13 protein-coding genes and 3 pseudogenes are annotated in these 17,234 nt (G+C 61.3%); 14 read left to right on the plus strand and 2 right to left on the minus strand.

The window, feature by feature from the left end; genetic code table 11:
* The first annotated feature begins 3 nt into the window (after positions 1–3).
* Both TM49_RS07765 and TM49_RS07770 read left to right on the plus strand, forming a co-directional pair.
* Positions 4–1,074: a FecCD family ABC transporter permease gene (locus tag TM49_RS07765; protein WP_045680328.1), complete on the plus strand. Its 1,071-nt coding sequence runs from the start codon at positions 4–6 to the stop codon at positions 1,072–1,074.
* Positions 1,068–1,811: pseudogene (locus TM49_RS07770) on the plus strand (ABC transporter ATP-binding protein); the annotation flags it as partial. The gene TM49_RS07765 and the pseudogene TM49_RS07770, both read left to right, overlap by 7 nt.
* A 14-nt stretch (positions 1,812–1,825) precedes the next feature.
* Here TM49_RS07770 and TM49_RS24055 read toward each other — a convergent pair.
* A pseudogene (locus TM49_RS24055) lies at positions 1,826–1,912 on the minus strand (integrase core domain-containing protein); the annotation flags it as partial.
* Between the two features lie 977 nt (positions 1,913–2,889).
* Between TM49_RS24055 and istA the strand changes: the two are divergent.
* The 6 genes and pseudogenes from istA to TM49_RS07800 all read left to right on the plus strand — a co-directional run bounded on the left by istA (position 2,890) and on the right by TM49_RS07800 (position 10,461).
* Positions 2,890–4,150: pseudogene (gene istA / locus TM49_RS07775) on the plus strand (IS21 family transposase).
* A complete protein-coding gene (istB, locus tag TM49_RS07780) occupies positions 4,147–5,025 on the plus strand; it encodes an IS21-like element ISRel3 family helper ATPase IstB (RefSeq protein WP_045680329.1) in 879 nt (292 codons plus the stop codon). The pseudogene istA and the gene istB overlap by 4 nt, the downstream one beginning before the upstream one ends.
* Positions 5,026–5,430: 405 nt before the next feature.
* Positions 5,431–7,776, plus strand: a complete 2,346-nt coding sequence (locus TM49_RS07785; RefSeq protein ID WP_045680330.1) for a heavy metal translocating P-type ATPase — start codon at positions 5,431–5,433, stop codon at positions 7,774–7,776.
* A gap of 112 nt (positions 7,777–7,888) precedes the next feature.
* Entirely contained in the window at positions 7,889–8,257 is a 369-nt protein-coding gene (locus tag TM49_RS23375) for a hypothetical protein (protein WP_144409505.1), read from the plus strand.
* A gap of 70 nt (positions 8,258–8,327) precedes the next feature.
* Entirely contained in the window at positions 8,328–9,761 is a 1,434-nt protein-coding gene (locus TM49_RS07795) for a multicopper oxidase family protein (protein ID WP_045680333.1), read from the plus strand.
* 271 nt (positions 9,762–10,032) lie between these two features.
* Entirely contained in the window at positions 10,033–10,461 is a 429-nt protein-coding gene (locus TM49_RS07800; protein ID WP_082074663.1) for a YqaA family protein, read from the plus strand.
* Between the two features lie 194 nt (positions 10,462–10,655).
* Here TM49_RS07800 and TM49_RS23860 read toward each other — a convergent pair whose 3' ends face one another.
* Positions 10,656–10,853, minus strand: a complete 198-nt coding sequence (locus tag TM49_RS23860) for a helix-turn-helix domain-containing protein (protein WP_045680335.1) — start codon at positions 10,851–10,853, stop codon at positions 10,656–10,658.
* A gap of 100 nt (positions 10,854–10,953) precedes the next feature.
* Between TM49_RS23860 and TM49_RS07810 the strand changes: the two genes are divergently transcribed.
* Genes TM49_RS07810 through TM49_RS07835 form a run of 6 tightly spaced genes read left to right on the plus strand, consistent with a single transcriptional unit; the run spans position 10,954 to position 17,220 of the window.
* Entirely contained in the window at positions 10,954–11,652 is a 699-nt protein-coding gene (locus TM49_RS07810; protein WP_045680336.1) for a DUF4129 domain-containing protein, read from the plus strand.
* Positions 11,649–12,983 carry a hypothetical protein gene (locus TM49_RS07815; protein ID WP_045680338.1) on the plus strand — a complete coding sequence of 445 codons (1,335 nt, stop codon included), beginning with the start codon at positions 11,649–11,651 and terminating at the stop codon, positions 12,981–12,983. Before TM49_RS07810 ends, TM49_RS07815 begins: the two co-directional genes overlap by 4 nt.
* Positions 12,952–13,908, plus strand: a complete 957-nt coding sequence (locus TM49_RS07820; protein WP_045680339.1) for an AAA family ATPase — start codon at positions 12,952–12,954, stop codon at positions 13,906–13,908. The genes TM49_RS07815 and TM49_RS07820 overlap by 32 nt, the downstream gene beginning before the upstream one ends.
* A complete protein-coding gene (locus TM49_RS07825; RefSeq protein WP_045680341.1) occupies positions 13,908–15,221 on the plus strand; it encodes a DUF58 domain-containing protein in 1,314 nt (437 codons plus the stop codon). The genes TM49_RS07820 and TM49_RS07825 overlap by 1 nt, the downstream gene beginning before the upstream one ends.
* On the plus strand, positions 15,218–16,285 hold the full coding sequence (locus tag TM49_RS07830) for a stage II sporulation protein M (protein WP_045680343.1): 1,068 nt from the start codon (positions 15,218–15,220) through the stop codon (positions 16,283–16,285). The genes TM49_RS07825 and TM49_RS07830 overlap by 4 nt, the downstream gene beginning before the upstream one ends.
* Positions 16,282–17,220 (plus strand): RDD family protein, encoded by a 939-nt coding sequence (locus TM49_RS07835; protein WP_082074665.1) that lies wholly within the window; start codon positions 16,282–16,284, stop codon positions 17,218–17,220. The genes TM49_RS07830 and TM49_RS07835 overlap by 4 nt, the downstream gene beginning before the upstream one ends.
* The last annotated feature ends 14 nt before the right edge of the window (positions 17,221–17,234 follow it).

The following is a 17,234-nucleotide window of genomic DNA, read 5'->3' on the forward strand; positions in this document are numbered from 1 at the left end:
GTCATGATGGACGTTTCGACAACAGCGTTCGAGGCCGAAGCAGGGGGAGTGCGCTATCGCGCGCTCGCCCGCCGCAAGATCATGATCCTGATCGGCCTGACGGTGCTGCTTTGTCTGTCCTTCGCCGTCGATCTCGCCTGGGGGCCAGCTCGTTACGGTCTGGGCGAGGTGGTCGCGGCCCTTTTCAACCCATCCTCGGTATCGCCTCAGGTCCGAACAGTGGTCTGGGACATCCGCATGCCAGTCGCCGTCATGGCGATCGTGGTGGGGGCGGCCTTGTCTGTCGCCGGCGCGCAGATGCAGACCATCCTCGCCAATCCGCTGGCGAGCCCGTTCACACTGGGAATATCGGCGGCCGCCAGTTTCGGCGCTGCCCTTGGCATCGTCACGAGCATCGCACTAGTTCCGGTTGCTGCCGGCATGCTGGTTCCCGTCAATGCCTTCATCGTTGCCCTTGCCGCCACGCTCTTCATCCATTTCGTCTCCCAGCTTCGCGGCGTATCCGTTCAGACCGTCGTCCTGCTCGGGATTGCGCTGGTGTTCTCGTTTAATGCGCTTCTGGCGTTTCTTCAGTATCTGGCGTCCGAGCAGGCGCTTTCCGCCGTGGTGTTCTGGACCATGGGCAGCCTGACCAAGGCGACCTGGCCGAAGATCTGGGTGACGCTTGCCGTGCTCGTCCTCGCGCTTCCGCTCTTTGCCCGCAATGCCTGGGCGCTGACGGCCATCAGGCTCGGTGAGGACAAGGCCGCCAGTTTCGGCATCAATGTCCGGCGCATTCGCCTCGAGACCATGCTGATCATATCGCTGCTTTCGGCCGTGCCGGTCAGTTTCGTCGGCACGATCGGTTTCGTCGGCCTTGTCGGACCGCATATCGCGCGCATGATCCTCGGCGAGGACCAGCGGTTCTTCCTTCCAGGCTCCATCCTGTCCGGCGCGCTGCTGCTCTCGGTCACATCGATCGTATCGAAATCCATCGTTCCCGGCGTGGTTTTTCCGATTGGCATCATCACAGCCCTGGTGGGCGTCCCGTTCTTCTTTTCGCTCATCATCTCGAACAGGAGCCGGTCATGGTAGCCCTGCAGCTTCAGTCGGTCGGGGCGTATCATGGCAGAAAGCTCTTCGTCGAGGAGGTGACGACGCCTGTGATGAAGGCGGGTGAGCTTATAGCTGTGATCGGCCCCAATGCCGCCGGAAAATCGACCCTGTTCAAACGGATTACAGGAATCCTCAAGGGGCCGGGCAATGTGCACATCGAAGGCGCGAGGGCGAAAAGCCCAATTGCCTATATGCCGCAGGATACATCCGCCAATGCCGTACTGACGGTGTATGAATCGATCCTGCTAGCCCGCAAGCAGGGCAAATCCTGGACAGTCAGCGACGAGGATACAAGGCTGATCGACACGATCCTGCAGGCGCTGAACATCGCGCCGATTGCCTTCCGGGACCTTGGCGCGCTCTCGGGTGGCCAGCGCCAGCTTGTTTCGATCGCCCAGGCCCTGTCGCGCCAGCCTGACATCATGCTGATGGACGAGCCGACCAGCGCGCTTGATCTTCACCGGCAGATCGAAGTCCTTGCCCTAATGAAAAATCAGGCCCGTCAGAACGGGATGATCGTGATGATTGCCATCCACGACCTCAACCAGGCCTTACGTTTTGCCGACAAGGTGCTGGTGATCGCGCATGGGCGCTTGCGCGCCTGTGGCCTTCCGCGGGACGTGGTGACGGTCGACATGCTGCGCGAAGTCTACAGGATTGAAGCGCGCATCGAACAATGCTCGATGGACTATGACCATGTCATCGTGGACGGAACGACCAGAGTGGAGGCGGTTTCGAAATACTCTGCGGGTGTCAGCCAGCCGAGACCAGAATGTGGTCTGTAATCGTTATAATCGCTACACCAGTTTGAAAATGCTGGTCACGGGAGCTATTAAGAGCGACTTGACGGTACACTGCAAACCGACTGGAAAGTGCCGTAACCTGTCAGGCAGGTTTCCGAATGGCCAGACGGCAAAGCGGACATCGTCCTACATTGCGTGCTGCTACGCTTGCTGACATTTACCTGATAATATGACGCTACGGCGCAAGCCGCCGTAGCCGCCGCTTGTTGCATCTGCGAAGACGGGTGATCTCCAGAGGCCAGCGAGCGAACAAATCGGCCATTAGCGCGGTGTAAAATCAAGCGGCTCGACGCACTCGTGACGGGACTCAGAGTGGACTTCTTTGCTGGGTTTAGGAAAACCTGGTTCACCGAACGAACCAACGCCAATTGCGACCATGTCCGGTTTTCGTGACGGAGGAACGCTGATAACTCTTGTAACTCCCACTGACTTTGATGCTTCCTTTTGGGAAAAAGGCTGCAATTCCATAAGGGGCGCCAGTACGTCCTTAGCAGGCAATGCAGTGGCAAAGCGAGACGAGTTCCAGTTCACCAGCACTTTCAGGCTACGACACGAACAGGTTGCTTCTCGCGTCAAACCGGACTCCCAAAGAACACTCCAAGTATCATTGAAAATCGTAATCGTGAAATAGGGGGCGTTCCGTAGGGGACACAGCGGGCTCGAGGTGGTCCTGCGGCCGGGCGCGGCAATGATCGTGGTGACCAGGCTCGTGCCCGCGTCATTCACGGCCCATTGCGGTCGTTCATTCTTTCCGCAGCGAACTTCCGCTTCCCCGCCCTATCCGGACCTTTTAGCAGAGCGCAGCGAATGGCTACTTGCGGCATCTGGGGCCACAATCGCGAACGACTGTCATCGCCGGAGCAATACTCCCCAATAGTGCCGTTTGAATCTTCCCCATGCGCTGCTGCCGCCGGTCTTCCGGGGCGAGCCCCGGAAGACCGGCGGCGCGTCATCGCCGATACTTCTTCCGATGGTCGGAAGGGGGATTTTGGTGATCAAGCTGAGGGAGACAATTATGATACTGGATCTGCATCAACAGGGGCTGACGGTGTCGGCCATTTCCAGAGAAACGGGCATCGACCGCAAGACGGTGCGCAAATACATAGAGCGCGGCCTTGAGGCTCCAGCCTATGGCCCCAGAAAGCCTCGGGCAACGGTGATCGATCCGTTTGCTTCTTATCTGCGGGAGCGCGTGAAGGCCTACCCCGGGCCTGACCGGGAGCCGGTTATTTCGAGAACTGCGCGAGCGAGGCTATAAGGGCGGCTACACCGCCGTGACGGATTTTCTTCGCGATGCGCGGCCTCCGGCCAGCCAGGGTTTCGAAGTGCGCTTTGAGACGCCGCCCGGCGAGCAGGCCCAGGTCGATTTCGCCCAATTTCATGTCATATTCACCGACGAACCAATGACGCCGAGGATTGTGTGGCTGTTCTCGATGGTGCTGGGGCATAGCCGCCTCATCTGGGCGCGCTTCGTCATGCATCAGAACCTGCCGACCGTCCTGCGCTGCCATATCGCTGCGTTCGAAGCCCTTGGCGGCGCTCCAAGGGAGGTGCTTTATGATCGGATGAAGACTGCCGTTATCGGCGAAGGGCAGACGGAGGGCATCATCTACAATCGTGCGCTCATCGATCTGGCACGCCACTACGGTTTCCATCCCAAGGCATGCAAACCTTATCGTGCCAAGACGAAGGGCAAGGTCGAGCGGCCGTTCCGTTATATCCGAGAGGACTTCTTCCTGGCCCGCTCGTTTCGCAATCTCGATGACCTGAATGCCCAGTTGCGGCACTGGCTGGACACTGTTGCCAATCCGAGAAAGCATGCCACGACCCTTCGCGTCGTCAACGAAGCCTTTGCCGAAGAGCGGCCGCACCTGCGGCCGTTACCGCTGGCACCGTTCAAATCCGTTCTCAAGCTTGAGCGCCGCGTGTCGCGGGAAGGCATGGTCAGCGTTGGTGGCAATGCCTATAGCGTCCCTGATGCCACGCGCAGTCGGACGGTTGAGGTCCATTCGTTCGCCGACGAGGTCCGGATCTTCGAGAACGGCACCCTGATCGCAGCTCATCCCGTCTTGGAGGGCCGTAAGCAGCGCCGGGTTCATCCGGATCATCGGCGATCCATTCACCCGCAACTCCGGCCGGGGGCACGGCAGGAATCCCATATTGTCAAACCCGCCGGCGACATCGTGCTCCAGCGGTCGCTCGCCTTCTATGATGCCGTTGGCAAGGTGCTGGCACAGGAGAACCGGCCATGAGCGCGACCCTCGATCCTGTTCCGTCGATGATCGACCGTATCCGTCATGATCTCGTCGGACTGAAGATGCCGCGCGCACTGGAAGCGCTCGACCATGTCGTGCGTCGCCTCGAACACGGCGAGCTGTCGGCACTTGAGGCCATCGATATCCTCTTGTCGGAGGAACTGACGCTGCGCGAGAACAGCCGCATCAAGACGGCTCTGCGCATGGGCAGACTTGCAACCATCAAGACGCTCGCCGGCTTCGATTTCACATTCCAGCCTTCACTCGACCGCGATCGCATTCTGACCCTGGCCCAGCTCGGCTTCGTCGACCGTCACGAAGCGGTGCATTTCCTCGGCCCTCCGGGAACGGGCAAGAGCCATCTCGCCACAGCGCTCGGCGTCGAAGCCGTGAAGGCCGGAAAGAGCGTTTACTTTACCACACTCGCAGACCTGATCGCTTCGCTTGCCAAATCTGAACGGGAAGGCAGGCTGCAGGAGCGCATTCGCTTCTTCTGCAGGCCGAGCCTGCTCATCGTCGACGAGATCGGCTATCTGCCGGTCGTCCAGGGCGGCGGCAATCTGTTCTTCCAGCTTGTCAACGCCCGCTATGAACGCGGCGCCATGATCCTGACGTCAAACCGCGGCTTTGCAGAATGGGGCGATGTCTTCGGCGATCCCGTCGTCGCAACGGCACTGCTCGACAGATTGCTCCATCATGCCGTCGTCATACAGATCGAAGGCTCCAGCTACCGGCTGCGGCAGCACGCTGAACTCATGCCGGAACATGTCCGCTCGAAAGCGCTGATCGCGCCGCCCGCATTCACACCACCTCAAAAGCCGCGAGGCCGACCCCCGAAAAATCCTCAAGCCATGTCGTCGACAGCGGCATAACTGGGGAATTTTACTTCGGCACTTCTGGGGAAATTTCACGCGGCATTGACAACGACCAGCTTGGAGGCGAAAAGAAGCCTTTCGCGCGTCCGCTGTGCTCCAGGTATATGGTCATTCTGATGAGCTGCTTCAGGTGTTGAAAGGTTTGATTCCAAAAAGCGTTGAGCCGCTCAGCCTTGACGCGTTACGTTTGCCGGGCAAAAATTCTGTTTTGATCAAGACGCTCCGATAGCTCCAACAAAGGGCTTCGCGCCTTCAGCCCTTGCCTCGGAATCTTGCTTCCTGTAGTCGCCGGAAGAATTTTGCAATTTGGCTCCGTCTCATAAAAGTCGACATATCCGGCCTTGACCTTCCAGTTGCTGGAATCTCCATATGTTGGAAAACGCACTTATCAGGAGGCCTCGAATGCAGCATTCGCACATGAGCCACGGGGGCGTTTCCGGCCATAGCGGAAATACTACGGGTGAGACCGTGACGCGCGACCCGGTCTGCGGCATGTCGGTCGACCGCGCCAGCACCAGCCATGTGGTCAAACACGGCGGCGAAAACTATTACTTCTGCTCCAACGGTTGCAAGGCGAAGTTCGAAGCCGATCCGGAGCACTACACCGCCGAGCACGCAGAGGCCGAAGCGCAGCCGGAGGGTACGCTCTATACCTGCCCGATGCATCCTGAGGTCGTGGAGGATCACCCCGGCAATTGCCCGAAATGCGGCATGGCACTGGAGCCGATGACGCCTTCCGCCGATACAGGCCCCAATCCCGAATATATCGATTTCAAGCGCAGATTGATGATCGCCGCGCCGCTGGCGCTCGCCGTCTTCATTCTCGAGATGGGCAGTCATCTGGGCCTGCCCTTCGAGGATTGGTTCGGTCACACGCTGTTCGGCTGGCTGCAATTCGCTCTGGCGACGCCAGTGCTGATGATCTGCTGGCCGTTCTTCGAGCGAGGCTTGGCCTCGATCGAAAACAAAAGCCCAAACATGTGGACTCTGATCGCGCTTGGAACCGGGGCGGCTTATGTCTTCTCCGTCGTCTCGCTTGTCGCGCCCGGCCTGTTTCCGGCGGCAATGCGCGATTCGATGGGCATGGCCCCGGTCTATTTCGAAGCCGCAGCCGTCATTCTGGTGCTGGTGCTGATCGGCCAGGTGATGGAACTTGCCGCGCGCGAACGGACGGGCGACGCAATCCGGGCGCTTCTGGATCTCGCGCCGAAGACCGCGCGCAAGGTCACCGACAGCGGCGAGGAGGATGTGCCCGTCGAAACGCTGCAGGCGGGCGATGTGCTGCGCGTGCGGCCCGGCGAGAGCGTGCCGGTCGACGGCATCGTCACCGAAGGCCGCTCGTCGGTCGACGAAAGCATGATTACCGGCGAGCCTGTGCCGGTTGAAAAGAGCGAGGGCGAGCCGGTGACCGGCGGCACGCTCAACAAGAATGGCAGCTTCCTGATGCGCGCCGAAAGCGTCGGCGCAGAGACGACGCTCTCCCGGATCGTCGACATGGTCTCCAAGGCCCAGCGATCGCGCGCGCCGATCCAGGCGATGGCGGACCGGGTGGCATCCTATTTCGTGCCGGCCGTCGTCGCGGTGGCGGTGATCGCCTTTCTGGCCTGGCTGGCGTTCGGCCCCTCGCCCGCCCTTTCCTATGCCTTCGTCGCGGCGGTTTCGGTGCTGATCATCGCCTGCCCCTGTGCGCTGGGCCTTGCAACGCCGATGTCGATCATGGTCGCGACCGGGCGCGGCGCAAATGCGGGCGTGCTGATCCGCGATGCGGAAGCGCTGGAGCGCTTCTCGAAGGTCGACGTGCTGGTGGTCGACAAGACGGGCACGCTGACTGAAGGCAAACCTGCGCTCACAGATGCCGAGCCGCTGGACGGGTTCGACCGTCTAGACCTGCTTTCGCTTGCGGGAGCGCTTGAGCGCGGCTCCGAGCATCCGCTCGCCGAAGCGATCGTCGCCGGTGCCCGCGAGGCGGAAGCGCCCGAACGCGAAAGCCGCGATTTCGATGCCGTCACCGGCCAGGGCGTGACCGGAACGGTTGGTGGACGCAAGGCGGCGCTCGGAAACGCTGCGCTGATGGAGGCTGAAGGCATCGATGTCAGCACCTTGCGGGAACGCGTCACCATGCTTCAGGGCGAAGGCAAGACCGCGATGTTCGTCGCCGTCGACGGCACGGCGGCCGGGATTGTTGCCGTAGCAGACCGCATCAAGGACACCACCCCGGATGCGATCCGCGCGCTGCACGAGGCGGGCCTGCGCATCGTGATGGCGACCGGAGATGCCGAGGCGACCGCGAAAGCCGTGGCGCTAACGCTCGGGATCGACGAGGTCCATGCCGGGGTGAGCCCGCAGGACAAGCACGACCTGATCGAGCGCCTTCGCCGCGACGGCCGCGCGGTCGCCATGGCGGGCGACGGTGTCAACGACGCGCCGGCGCTTGCGGCGGCCGATGTCGGGATCGCGATGGGCACCGGCGCGGATGTCGCGGTCGAAAGCGCCGGCATCACCCTGGTCAAGGGCGACCTGAAAGGGATCGTGCGCGCCCGTCACCTTGCCGAGGCGACGATGGCCAATATCCGCCAGAACCTGTTCTTCGCGTTCGTCTACAACACCGCGGGCGTGCCGCTCGCCGCCGGAATCCTCTACCCCTTCTTCGGCCTGCTGCTTTCGCCGATCATCGCGGCCGCGGCGATGAGCCTGTCCTCGGTCTCGGTCATCGGCAATGCGCTCAGGTTGCGGGTGACGAAGCTATAGGGCTGCCTTTGCTTCGAGACCTGCAGGACGCCGCAACAAGGCCCAAGATCAGCCATGATCGGCCTGCATTCTCTTCGGGCCACCGAAGCGCAGAAGGCTTCCGGAGAATGGATTGGACATGACGGTCATGCGGAAAATGAGGGCGGCGGTGAAGGTGCTGTGCATTGTCACGGCCATGCTTCTCGGCGTGCTTTCTCCCTCCGTGGGCAGCGCCGCCACGCATTGCGTAACCGCGCCTGAGCCCGCAATGCACCACGCGCAGCCCGCCGACGCCCTGCATGACATGGGCCACCGAACCGATCATTCCGGGGCAAAAGACTGCTGCCTCGCCATCTGCGGCCTGCCGGCCGGCATCGCGCCGGGGCAGCCTTCGGGCCTGCTGATGCGGATTGTCGGGAACCTCACCTTCCCAGATCCCTCCGCGCGCCTGAAAGACCATTCCGTTCCGCCCGATCTCGAGCCTCCCCGCTCCCTCGCATGAACTGCCGGATATGCCGGCCATCCTTCATGTGACAATGCCGGTCCGATGACCGGTCATCGGGAGACCAATCATGTATCGCAGACAATTCATGCAGAGGCTCGCGCTTGGCGCGGCAGCCCTGGGCTCCGGCCTGCCTCTTTCCTGGGCCAACCCCGCGCGGGCGCAACAGAGGCCTATCGACCTTCAGATCACCAACCGTACGATCGAGGTGAACGGGCGGTCCGCCAGCGTCTTCGGCCTTACCGGACCTGACGGCAAACCCGGCCTCACCCTTGAGGCGGAAAACCCATTCGATGTCAGCCTTGCAAACAACAGCAGCGAAGCGACACTCGTGCACTGGCATGGCCTGACACCGCCATGGGAGATGGACGGCGTGCCCGATAATCCGGCGCCGATGATCGCGCCGGGGGAAGAACGCCGCTACACTTTCCCGCTCGCCGCCGGCGGCACGCACTGGATGCATGCCCATACGCTTCAGGAACAGAACCTGCTGGCAGCGCCGCTGATTGTCCTTTCGGAAGAAGACAGAAAGGCGGATGTCCAGGATATCGTCGTCCTGCTCCACGACTTCTCGTTCCGCTCGCCCGAGGAACTGCTGGCCGACCTGACCAAAGGTGACGGCGGCCATGGAGCCATGATGGGCGGTCACACCATGATGATGCAGGGGCACAATATGTCTGGCATGGCGATGCCGGGAATGCAGATGGACCTGAACGACATCGATTATGATGCCTACCTGGCCAATGACCGGACGCTCGACGATCCGGAGGTGTTTGCCGTCGACAAGGGCGGCCGGGTGCGCGTGCGCATCATCAACGGCGCCACCGCCACCAATTTCACCATCGACACCGGCATGCTCCCCGGCCGCCTGGTGGCCGTCGATGGCCAGCCGGTCGAGCCCGTTTCCGGCGTCCGCTTCGGGATATCGATGGGGCAACGCATCGACATCGTGCTCGACGTTCCGGCCGAAGGCGGGGCCTTTCCGGTTCTGGCGTTGCGCGAAGGCGCGCGCGAGCGGACAGGCATCGTCCTGGCGACACGCGGGGCGGACGTCACCAGGGTTTCCGGCCTCGGGGAGGTAGACGGGCCGGTGCTGGACCTCTCGCTGGAGAGCCGGCTCCGCGGCCCCTCCGCCATGGAGACCGACCCCGCACCCCGTACCTATGACCTTGTCCTCTCCGGCAGCATGTCCGGCTATGACTGGCGGATCGGCGGCGCGGACCCGTTGCGCGCACGCCGGGGCGAACGCATACGGCTTGCCATGACCAACATGTCGATGATGGGGCACCCGATGCATCTGCACGGCCACCACTTCCAGGTCGTCGGCATCAATGGCCGGGCGATGGAGGGCGCGGTGCGCGACACCGTCTATGTGCCGCCGATGGCCAGGGTCGACATCGCCTTTGCCGCCGACAATTCCGGCCGCTGGCCCTTCCACTGCCATCACCTCTATCATATGGCAAGTGGCATGATGGCCTATCTCGACTACGAAGGGGCGAGCTGAAGCGGTTCGGGCAGAGGTTCCAACGGGCGCTCCGGCAGATGGGGCGCTCAAACAATGCTGTCGCTGGCTGCGGCGCGCCATGGATCAGACTGCCCGCTTCCCCGCAGAGGCGGCGGGCGTCTTTTGCGAATGGTCGGTCGGAAAGCGACCGTGACTGTGGTAAAGACGCTGGCGCTGTGCTCAGGACGGCGCTTGCCACCCAGCTGAATGCCTTAGTAACGGTAGCGCCCGGTGCACGACCACATCCGCGTTGACCAGAAATGTGGATGCGTTGTTCTCACTAGCCGGGCTTTTCGCAATTGCGTTCGTCGCAGCCACAATCCTGCCTGCCCAGTCGGAAGCCGCCCTGGTCGGATTGCTGGTTCTCGGCAAGCAATCGCCTGTCCTGCTGATTGCCGTCGCGACGATCGGCAACGTGCTCGGCTCCGCCGTCAACTGGGCGCTCGGACGCTGGATCGAGCGGTTCCGGCAACGACGATGGTTCCCAGTCAGCGAAAAGGCTCTCGGTCGGGCGACAGGCTGGTACCATCGATGGGGGCGCTGGAGTCTTCTGCTCAGTTGGGCTCCGGTCGTCGGCGATGCCCTGACGATGGTCGCAGGCGTTCTCCGCGAACCGATCTGGAGCTTCCTGGCGCTTGTGACGATCGCCAAGGCCGGCCGCTACATCCTGCTGTCGGTCATTGCATTGGGGGTGCTGTGATGGGGAAATTCCGCCAGCACATCCTGCAACACAGCGGAACACCGACCCTGCCTTTACGACCGTATCAGGTCGTCTGAAAGCGCATTTGATCGAGCATCCTCTCTGCGTTTCCGCAGCTTCGACCTCGAAGCGGCGGGTTATTGAGCTTGGCGTACCACCGCATAGTCCCTCGTTCTGAGGTAGAGTTTGCTCAATCATGTGCAGTGCGCCATCAGGTCTCGCAAACGCGTGACGACGACAGCTGCCAGTAGCTCTTCTTTGGTTGCGAAATGTCGGAACACAGTGCCTTTCCCGACACCGGCGTGGCGGGCGATCTCGGCGACGGAGACATCCACGCCTAGTTCCACGAAGGCCTCTTCGGCCGCCTTCAGCGGGGAGGCCTGGTTCTTCACTCCATCTGAAGACTGACAGCAGGTTTCGACATTTTTCGCGCGTTTGAAGCCACCTGGAACACATGCTATGGCCCAAGCAGCATTCTAGAAGGCGGATTCGATGAAGGCAGAAAGCCGTATATTGTCAGCAATTTATGCGACCTTGTTGCTGGTGATGGCAAGCTTTGGCAGCGGTTGTACCAATGCAGCCGAGCCTTCGCAGGCGCCTCCGCGATCACCATCGGGCGAGGCCTATCTCGCTGCCGTCCAGGGAATGGGGCTGCAAACCGACATAACCTACAGTTCCGGTGAAAAGGAGGCGCCCGAGCTTCCCGACAGCCGGTCAGGCGACAATTTCAGCATCGGCAAGACAACAGGATGGGCGCTCCTGGCGTTTATGGTGCTGGCTTTGGCGGTTCTTGCCTACCGCTCCCGCAACATGTTCGCCGAGCTTGCTGGTTCAAATGGGGGAAGAGTTCTGTCTGCGACGGCAGAGCCTGAGGAGGCAGCCCCAACCGCGATCGACCATGACCTTATCGAGCGGCTGCGAAGCGAACCGGATCACCGTGAAGGCCTGAGAGCCGTGCTTCAGCGTTTTCTCGCCCTCGCAGCGCAGGAAAACAGCATTCCGGTCAAGCGCAGCCTGACCACAAGGGAAATCATGCAACGCCTGCCCGGCAGTTTTACGCAGCGGGAGCAGCTTGAAACGCTGGCCATGGAAGTGGAGCGCGTCGTCTTCGGCGGCCACTCTATTGATCCCGAGCAGTATCAGCATTGCCTCGACCTTGCTGCGCCTTTCCTCAGGAGGGCCAGGTCATGAGCGAGCGATCGCCCGCAGGCGCCAACGGAAACTCCCTCCCTGTCATCACGCTGTCCGTGATTGTGATTGCCGGGCTTGCCCTGCTGTACTTCTCATCGTCGAACCGTATTGAACGCAGTGCCATCGGCACAGACGGACTCGGGGTATGGCTTGAGGAACAGGGTGTCCCGGTGTTGAAGAGCGCGCCGGAAGAAACCGCCGGCGAAAAAACGCCGATCCTGCGTATTCTACCACTGTACGACACTGATCTCACAGTCGGGCGCCGGGAAACGGAAGCGCTGGAGGGAGATACCCCGCATACAACGCTTCGCAACCTGTCTCTTGAGACGTTTCGGGCCAAGATCGAAAGCGCGGACACGCTCGTTGTTCTGCCCAAATGGCGCAGCGATATGATAACCAGCGGGACTGCCGATCAGGGTGTCCTCATTCCACCGGGACAGATGACGATCTTCGGCATCTGGCGTGGCCCTTTGGTTGCCAGTGCCGGCGAGGATTTCGTACATTCGGCCATCACAGACGCGCAGACGGGCGACGCGTTTGAGGGCGAGGCAGCGCTGTATGCGCCGCGGGTGCTCAGTGATATCGTCGATGACGCCTGCATGCCCGTTCTGGCCCTTGACGGGCGCGGCACGCTTCTCGCCCGTTGCACCGACCTCTGGGGCGAAGGGGTGAGCTTTTATCTGCTGTCCGACCCCGATCTTGTGAACAATCACGGGCTTGCCAATGGCGACAATGCGCAACTTGCTTCCGTCATCATCAGGGGCTTCACCGAAGGGCGTCCGGCCTATATCGACACGACCACCTACGCCAATATTGCCGATACCAGCGGGCTTGACCCAAGGGAGCGCACGCTTGCTGATCTGGGCCGGTTCTTTGAATATCCGTTCTCGCTGTTCTGGCTTGGCGTTGTCATAGCGGCAGGGCTTGCTCTTTGGCGCGGAAGTTTCCGTTTCGGCTTGCCGATCGGCGAAGCGGGGTCTATCGATCTGGCATCCAAGGTGCGTACAATTGCGGCCTCAGCGCGGCTTTTGCGGCTGGCCGGCAGCCAGGACGATCTCGTTTCGGCCTATATCCGCGCCCGGATGGAAACACTGGATGGCATCGTGCTTGGCGCGTCGCGCCGCCCGATGACGGCAGACGAGATTGCCGTCGAAATCCTTCGCCGTGTGAGGCATCGCGCTCCCGAAACCGGCGAACGACTGGCAACAGCCTATGATCGGGCGGCAAGCCTCAACCGCGACACCCAGCAGCGCTTTTCAGCGCTGATCCCCTTTGAAAAAGCATTTCAGGAGACCCTCGATGCATTTGGATATGCTTCGCGACCTTCGTGACCGGCTGACCGGTGAGATTGAGAAAGCGGTACAGGGACAGGAGGAGATTGTCGAACTCCTGCTGATTTCGCTGTTTGCGCGTGGTCACTGCTTGCTTGAAGGACCGCCCGGAACCGCCAAGACCCTGCTGGCGCGCAGCCTTGCCGCAGCGCTGAGCCTTGATTTCAAACGGATCCAGTTCACCCCGGACCTGATGCCGGGGGATGTGACGGGCTCGAACATATTCGACTTCGATACCCGGCGTTTCGAGCTGGTCAAGGGGCCTATCTTCACGGATATCCTGCTGACGGATGAGATCAACCGCGCGCCGCCGAAGACGCAGGCTGCGCTTCTGCAGGTCATGAGCGAACGTCAGGCGACGATTGACGGTGTTGATCATTCGGTTGGCGACATTTTCTTCGTGATCGGCACGCAGAACCCGATCGAACAGCAGGGCACCTATCCCTTGCCGGAGGCCCAACTCGACCGATTCCTATTCAAGCTCGTTATTGATCATCCGGATGAGGCAGCGGAGTTCGAAATCCTCAAGCGCCACGCCAATCAGGGACTCGACGCGCACGCAAGGCAGGCGGCGATTGCGCCCGTGGCCGGGCTTGACGATATCCGCGCCGGACAGGCGGTGATCGACGAAATCCGACTGGATGAGACGATCCTGCGTTACGTTCTCGCCCTTGCGCGGGCAACGCGTGAGGATGGAGATATTGCCTACGGTGTGTCAACCCGCGCCGCCGATGCCCTGTGCGGCGCGGTCCGCGCCCGCGCAGCACTCGACGGACGCGATTATGCGCTTCCCGATGACGTCAAGAGCCTGTTCATTCCGGTCATGCGCCATCGCATCGTTCTGGGGCCGGCTGCCGAAATTGAAGGCCGCACCCCGCAGGCGGTTTTGGCGTCCATCCTCGACAGAACCGAAGCGCCCCGCTGATGCGTCCGTCTGTCCTGCTCCTGGTTCTGGCATGTGCTGTGGCGACACTGACCGTTGCAGTCCTGGCGATGCCGTCGGCTCCGGTTGAAATTGCCATCGTCACATGGCTGCTGCTTGGCGCCGCCGGCATCGTGGACTGGGTCTTCAGCCCCGGCGCCCGTCACTTCACGGTGGAGGTCAACGCGCCTGCTGAAATCTTTTCGGGCGAGGAAGGGATCGTCGCGCTTCGGCTGAAAAGCAGGGATGGCGTGCGGCCGGTTCCACAGGCCGCGGGCCGTTTGCGCTGGCCGGATGGGGTGGCGGGTCCTGTGGGCTTCATGCTTCTGCCCGAAAGCCGGGAAATCGCCTCTGTCGCTCTGCCCGCGCGCGGGCTGAGGAGAGGCAAGTGGAGGCTCCTGTCCGTCTCGACGCTGCGCAAGAGCCGTCTCGGCCTCCTCGATCTCATCGGCAATCATCCGCTCGATGTCGAGATTGCCGTCGTGCCGAATGTCCGCTCGATCACAGCGGGCGAAGTCGACACGCAACTGGCGGCGACGGAGTTTGGGGCGAAAGCCGCCAGTATCCATGGCGAGGGCTCGGAGTTCCATCAGCTGCGTGAATTCGTTGCCGGAATGGATACCCGGATGATCGACTACAAGCGCAGCGCGCGCCATGGCGCACTGGTGGCACGCCAGATGCAGGCCGAACGCAACCACTCGATCGTGCTCGCGCTCGACAACGGCCATCTGATGCGCGAACCGATCAACGGGCTCGCCAAGATCGACCACATGATCAACGCATCGCTGGCTCTAGCCTGGGCCGGCATCCAGAGCGGAGACAGGGTTGGTCTGTTCTCGTTCGATGCCCGCCCGCGTCTGTTCGTGCCGCCGATGGAGGGTCGTCGCGCCTTTGCGCAGATGCGCTCGCACACGGCGTCTCTGGAATACCGGCTTGTGGAGACCAACCATACTTTGGCGCTCAGCCACCTGCATCAGCGCCTTTCACGGCGCAGTCTGGTGATCGTGTTCTCCGATTTCGTCGATACGACGACGGCTGAACTTCTGATTGAAAACATGCAGGTGCTGAACAGGCATCATGTGGTCGTTTTCGTCAGCCTGCGGGACCCGCTTCTCGAAGCCTATCGCCGCAAACCGGTGAACAGTCTCAACATGGTCTCCGAGATTGTGGCTGCTGCAGACCTTGAGCGGGAGCGAAAGCGCGTGCTGGACAAGCTTTCCCGACTTGGCGTGTTCGTTATCGAGACTGCGCCCGGCGGGTTGCGGCCGGAGCTGATCTCGACTTATCTCTCCATCAGGTCCCGGGAGCTGATATGAAGACAACCGGCGAAACAATTCGTTCAAGTCGTTTTCGCATGGAGCGCGAAGGCGACTGGCTGCGATTGCAGGGCATTCTCGACCAGGCCGAAAGGCGCGGCATGAAAAGTCTCGCCTTCGAAGATGCCCGCGATCTCGTGACCCTTTACAGACAAGCCGTGAATGCGCTTTCGGTGGCGCGCGAAATTTCTCTCGACAGCGCGATTGTGACCTATCTGGAGAGTTTGAGCGCACGGGCCTATCTGCTCGTCTATGCGCCGCGCGCCAGCGTTCGAGGGGGAGTCTCCCGTTTCTTTCTTGCAGGCGCGCCTTTGGCTTTTCGGCGCTCCGGCCTTGAGCTCGTGATCGCCTTCGCTCTGATGGTGCTGGGCGGTGTTGCCGCTTTTGCGCTGATACGGACAGACCCGACCTGGTTTTATGCCTTTGTTCCGGAAGGGCTGGCCGCAGGGCGCGGGCCGCAGGCCAGTGCCGATGCGTTGCGCAGGGTCATTTACGATAGCGAGCCCGGCGCGCTCGACCAGCTCGGTGCGTTTGCGACCTATCTGTTTTCGCATAACACGCGGGTCGCAATCTTCTCCTTCGTTCTCGGCATCATCGCCTGCATCCCCAGTGCACTGCTGATGCTCTACAATGGCAGCATCATCGGCGCGCTTGCGGCCATCTATGTCGAAAAGGATCTGGGACTGGACCTGTTTGCCTGGCTCTCGATCCACGGCGTCACAGAGCTTTCCGCAATCGCCGTTGCGACCGCGGGCGGGTTCCGGCTGGGGCGCGCTGTTCTGTTTCCCGCTGAGAAAACGCGCAAGGCCGCTCTTTCAGACGCCGCGCATGATGCGGTCAAGCTTGCTGTGCTGGCAGCCTTGATGCTTCTGGCAGCCGGGCTTCTGGAGGGCTTTGCCAGACAGCTCATAACTGCGCCGATGTGGCGGATCGTGATCGGTTGGGGCATCGGTGCCCTCTGGTTTACCTGGCTGCTCGGTGCTGGGCGGCAAGAAGGTGCGATCAGGAACCGTCCCGCAGTTGATGCCAGCACAGATAACGCGTTCCCGGAGTCGGCATCATGAAGAACGAGGTCGCTGTCGAAAAGTCTGGCGTTGCCAGGGGAAAGCGCCGGGCGCGAACACACCGAAAAGCGGCTGGCAGGATTCTATCCATTACCCCGCCCGAGGGCGTGCCGTTTGATCTCAATATTGCCAGCTTTTACGCGCGGGCAGGCGCTCAGATCATCGACATCATCATCACGGTGGTGGCCAGCCTGCTGGTGCTGATGGCAGTGGGACTGACAGGATCGGTGGATTTTCAGACGGCCCAGGCGATCGCATCGCTGATCTTCCTGTTCATCGGAACGCCCTACTATATCATCGCCGAACTGCTAGCCAACGGGCGCACGCCAGGAAAGAAGCTGCTTGGCATTCGCGCGGTCGCCGTCGAGGGTAGCGGGCTTTCTGTCCATCAGATCATCGTGAGGAACCTGCTCAAGGAAATCGAAATCTTCACGCCGATCCTTCTCCTGCTCACGGCCTCGCCCGATAATCTGCTCGTCCCGCTTTTGGCACTGATATGGCTGATTGTCGTGATAATCTTTCCCGCCTTTACCACCCATAGCCAGCGCATCGGCGATCTGATCGCCGGCACGACAGTCATTGCAGCCCCCTCCGCGGCACTTCTGCCCGATCTTGCCAGCACAGCCGCGACGCAAGCAAGGGAACGTTTTGTTTTCACACCGGCACAGATGGACCTCTATGGCGCTTACGAATTGCAGGTTCTGGAGAGTTTGCTGCGCGGCGAAAGAAACGAAATGAACCGCCCGCGATTTTCCGACGTCACCATGCGTATCTGCAAGAAGATTGGCTACGAAGAGGCCATTCGACCTCATGAGGAAGAAGAGTTCCTGCAAGCTTTCTATATCGCCCAAAGGGGATATCTCGAACAGAAGAAGCTGTTTGGTGACGCGCGTGCCGATAAGCATTACGGGGCCTCTGGCGTCGATGCGGGCTAGCCGTGCTTTTGCTT

This window comes from Martelella endophytica (assembly GCF_000960975.1).
Classification (GTDB): domain Bacteria; phylum Pseudomonadota; class Alphaproteobacteria; order Rhizobiales; family Rhizobiaceae; genus Martelella; species Martelella endophytica.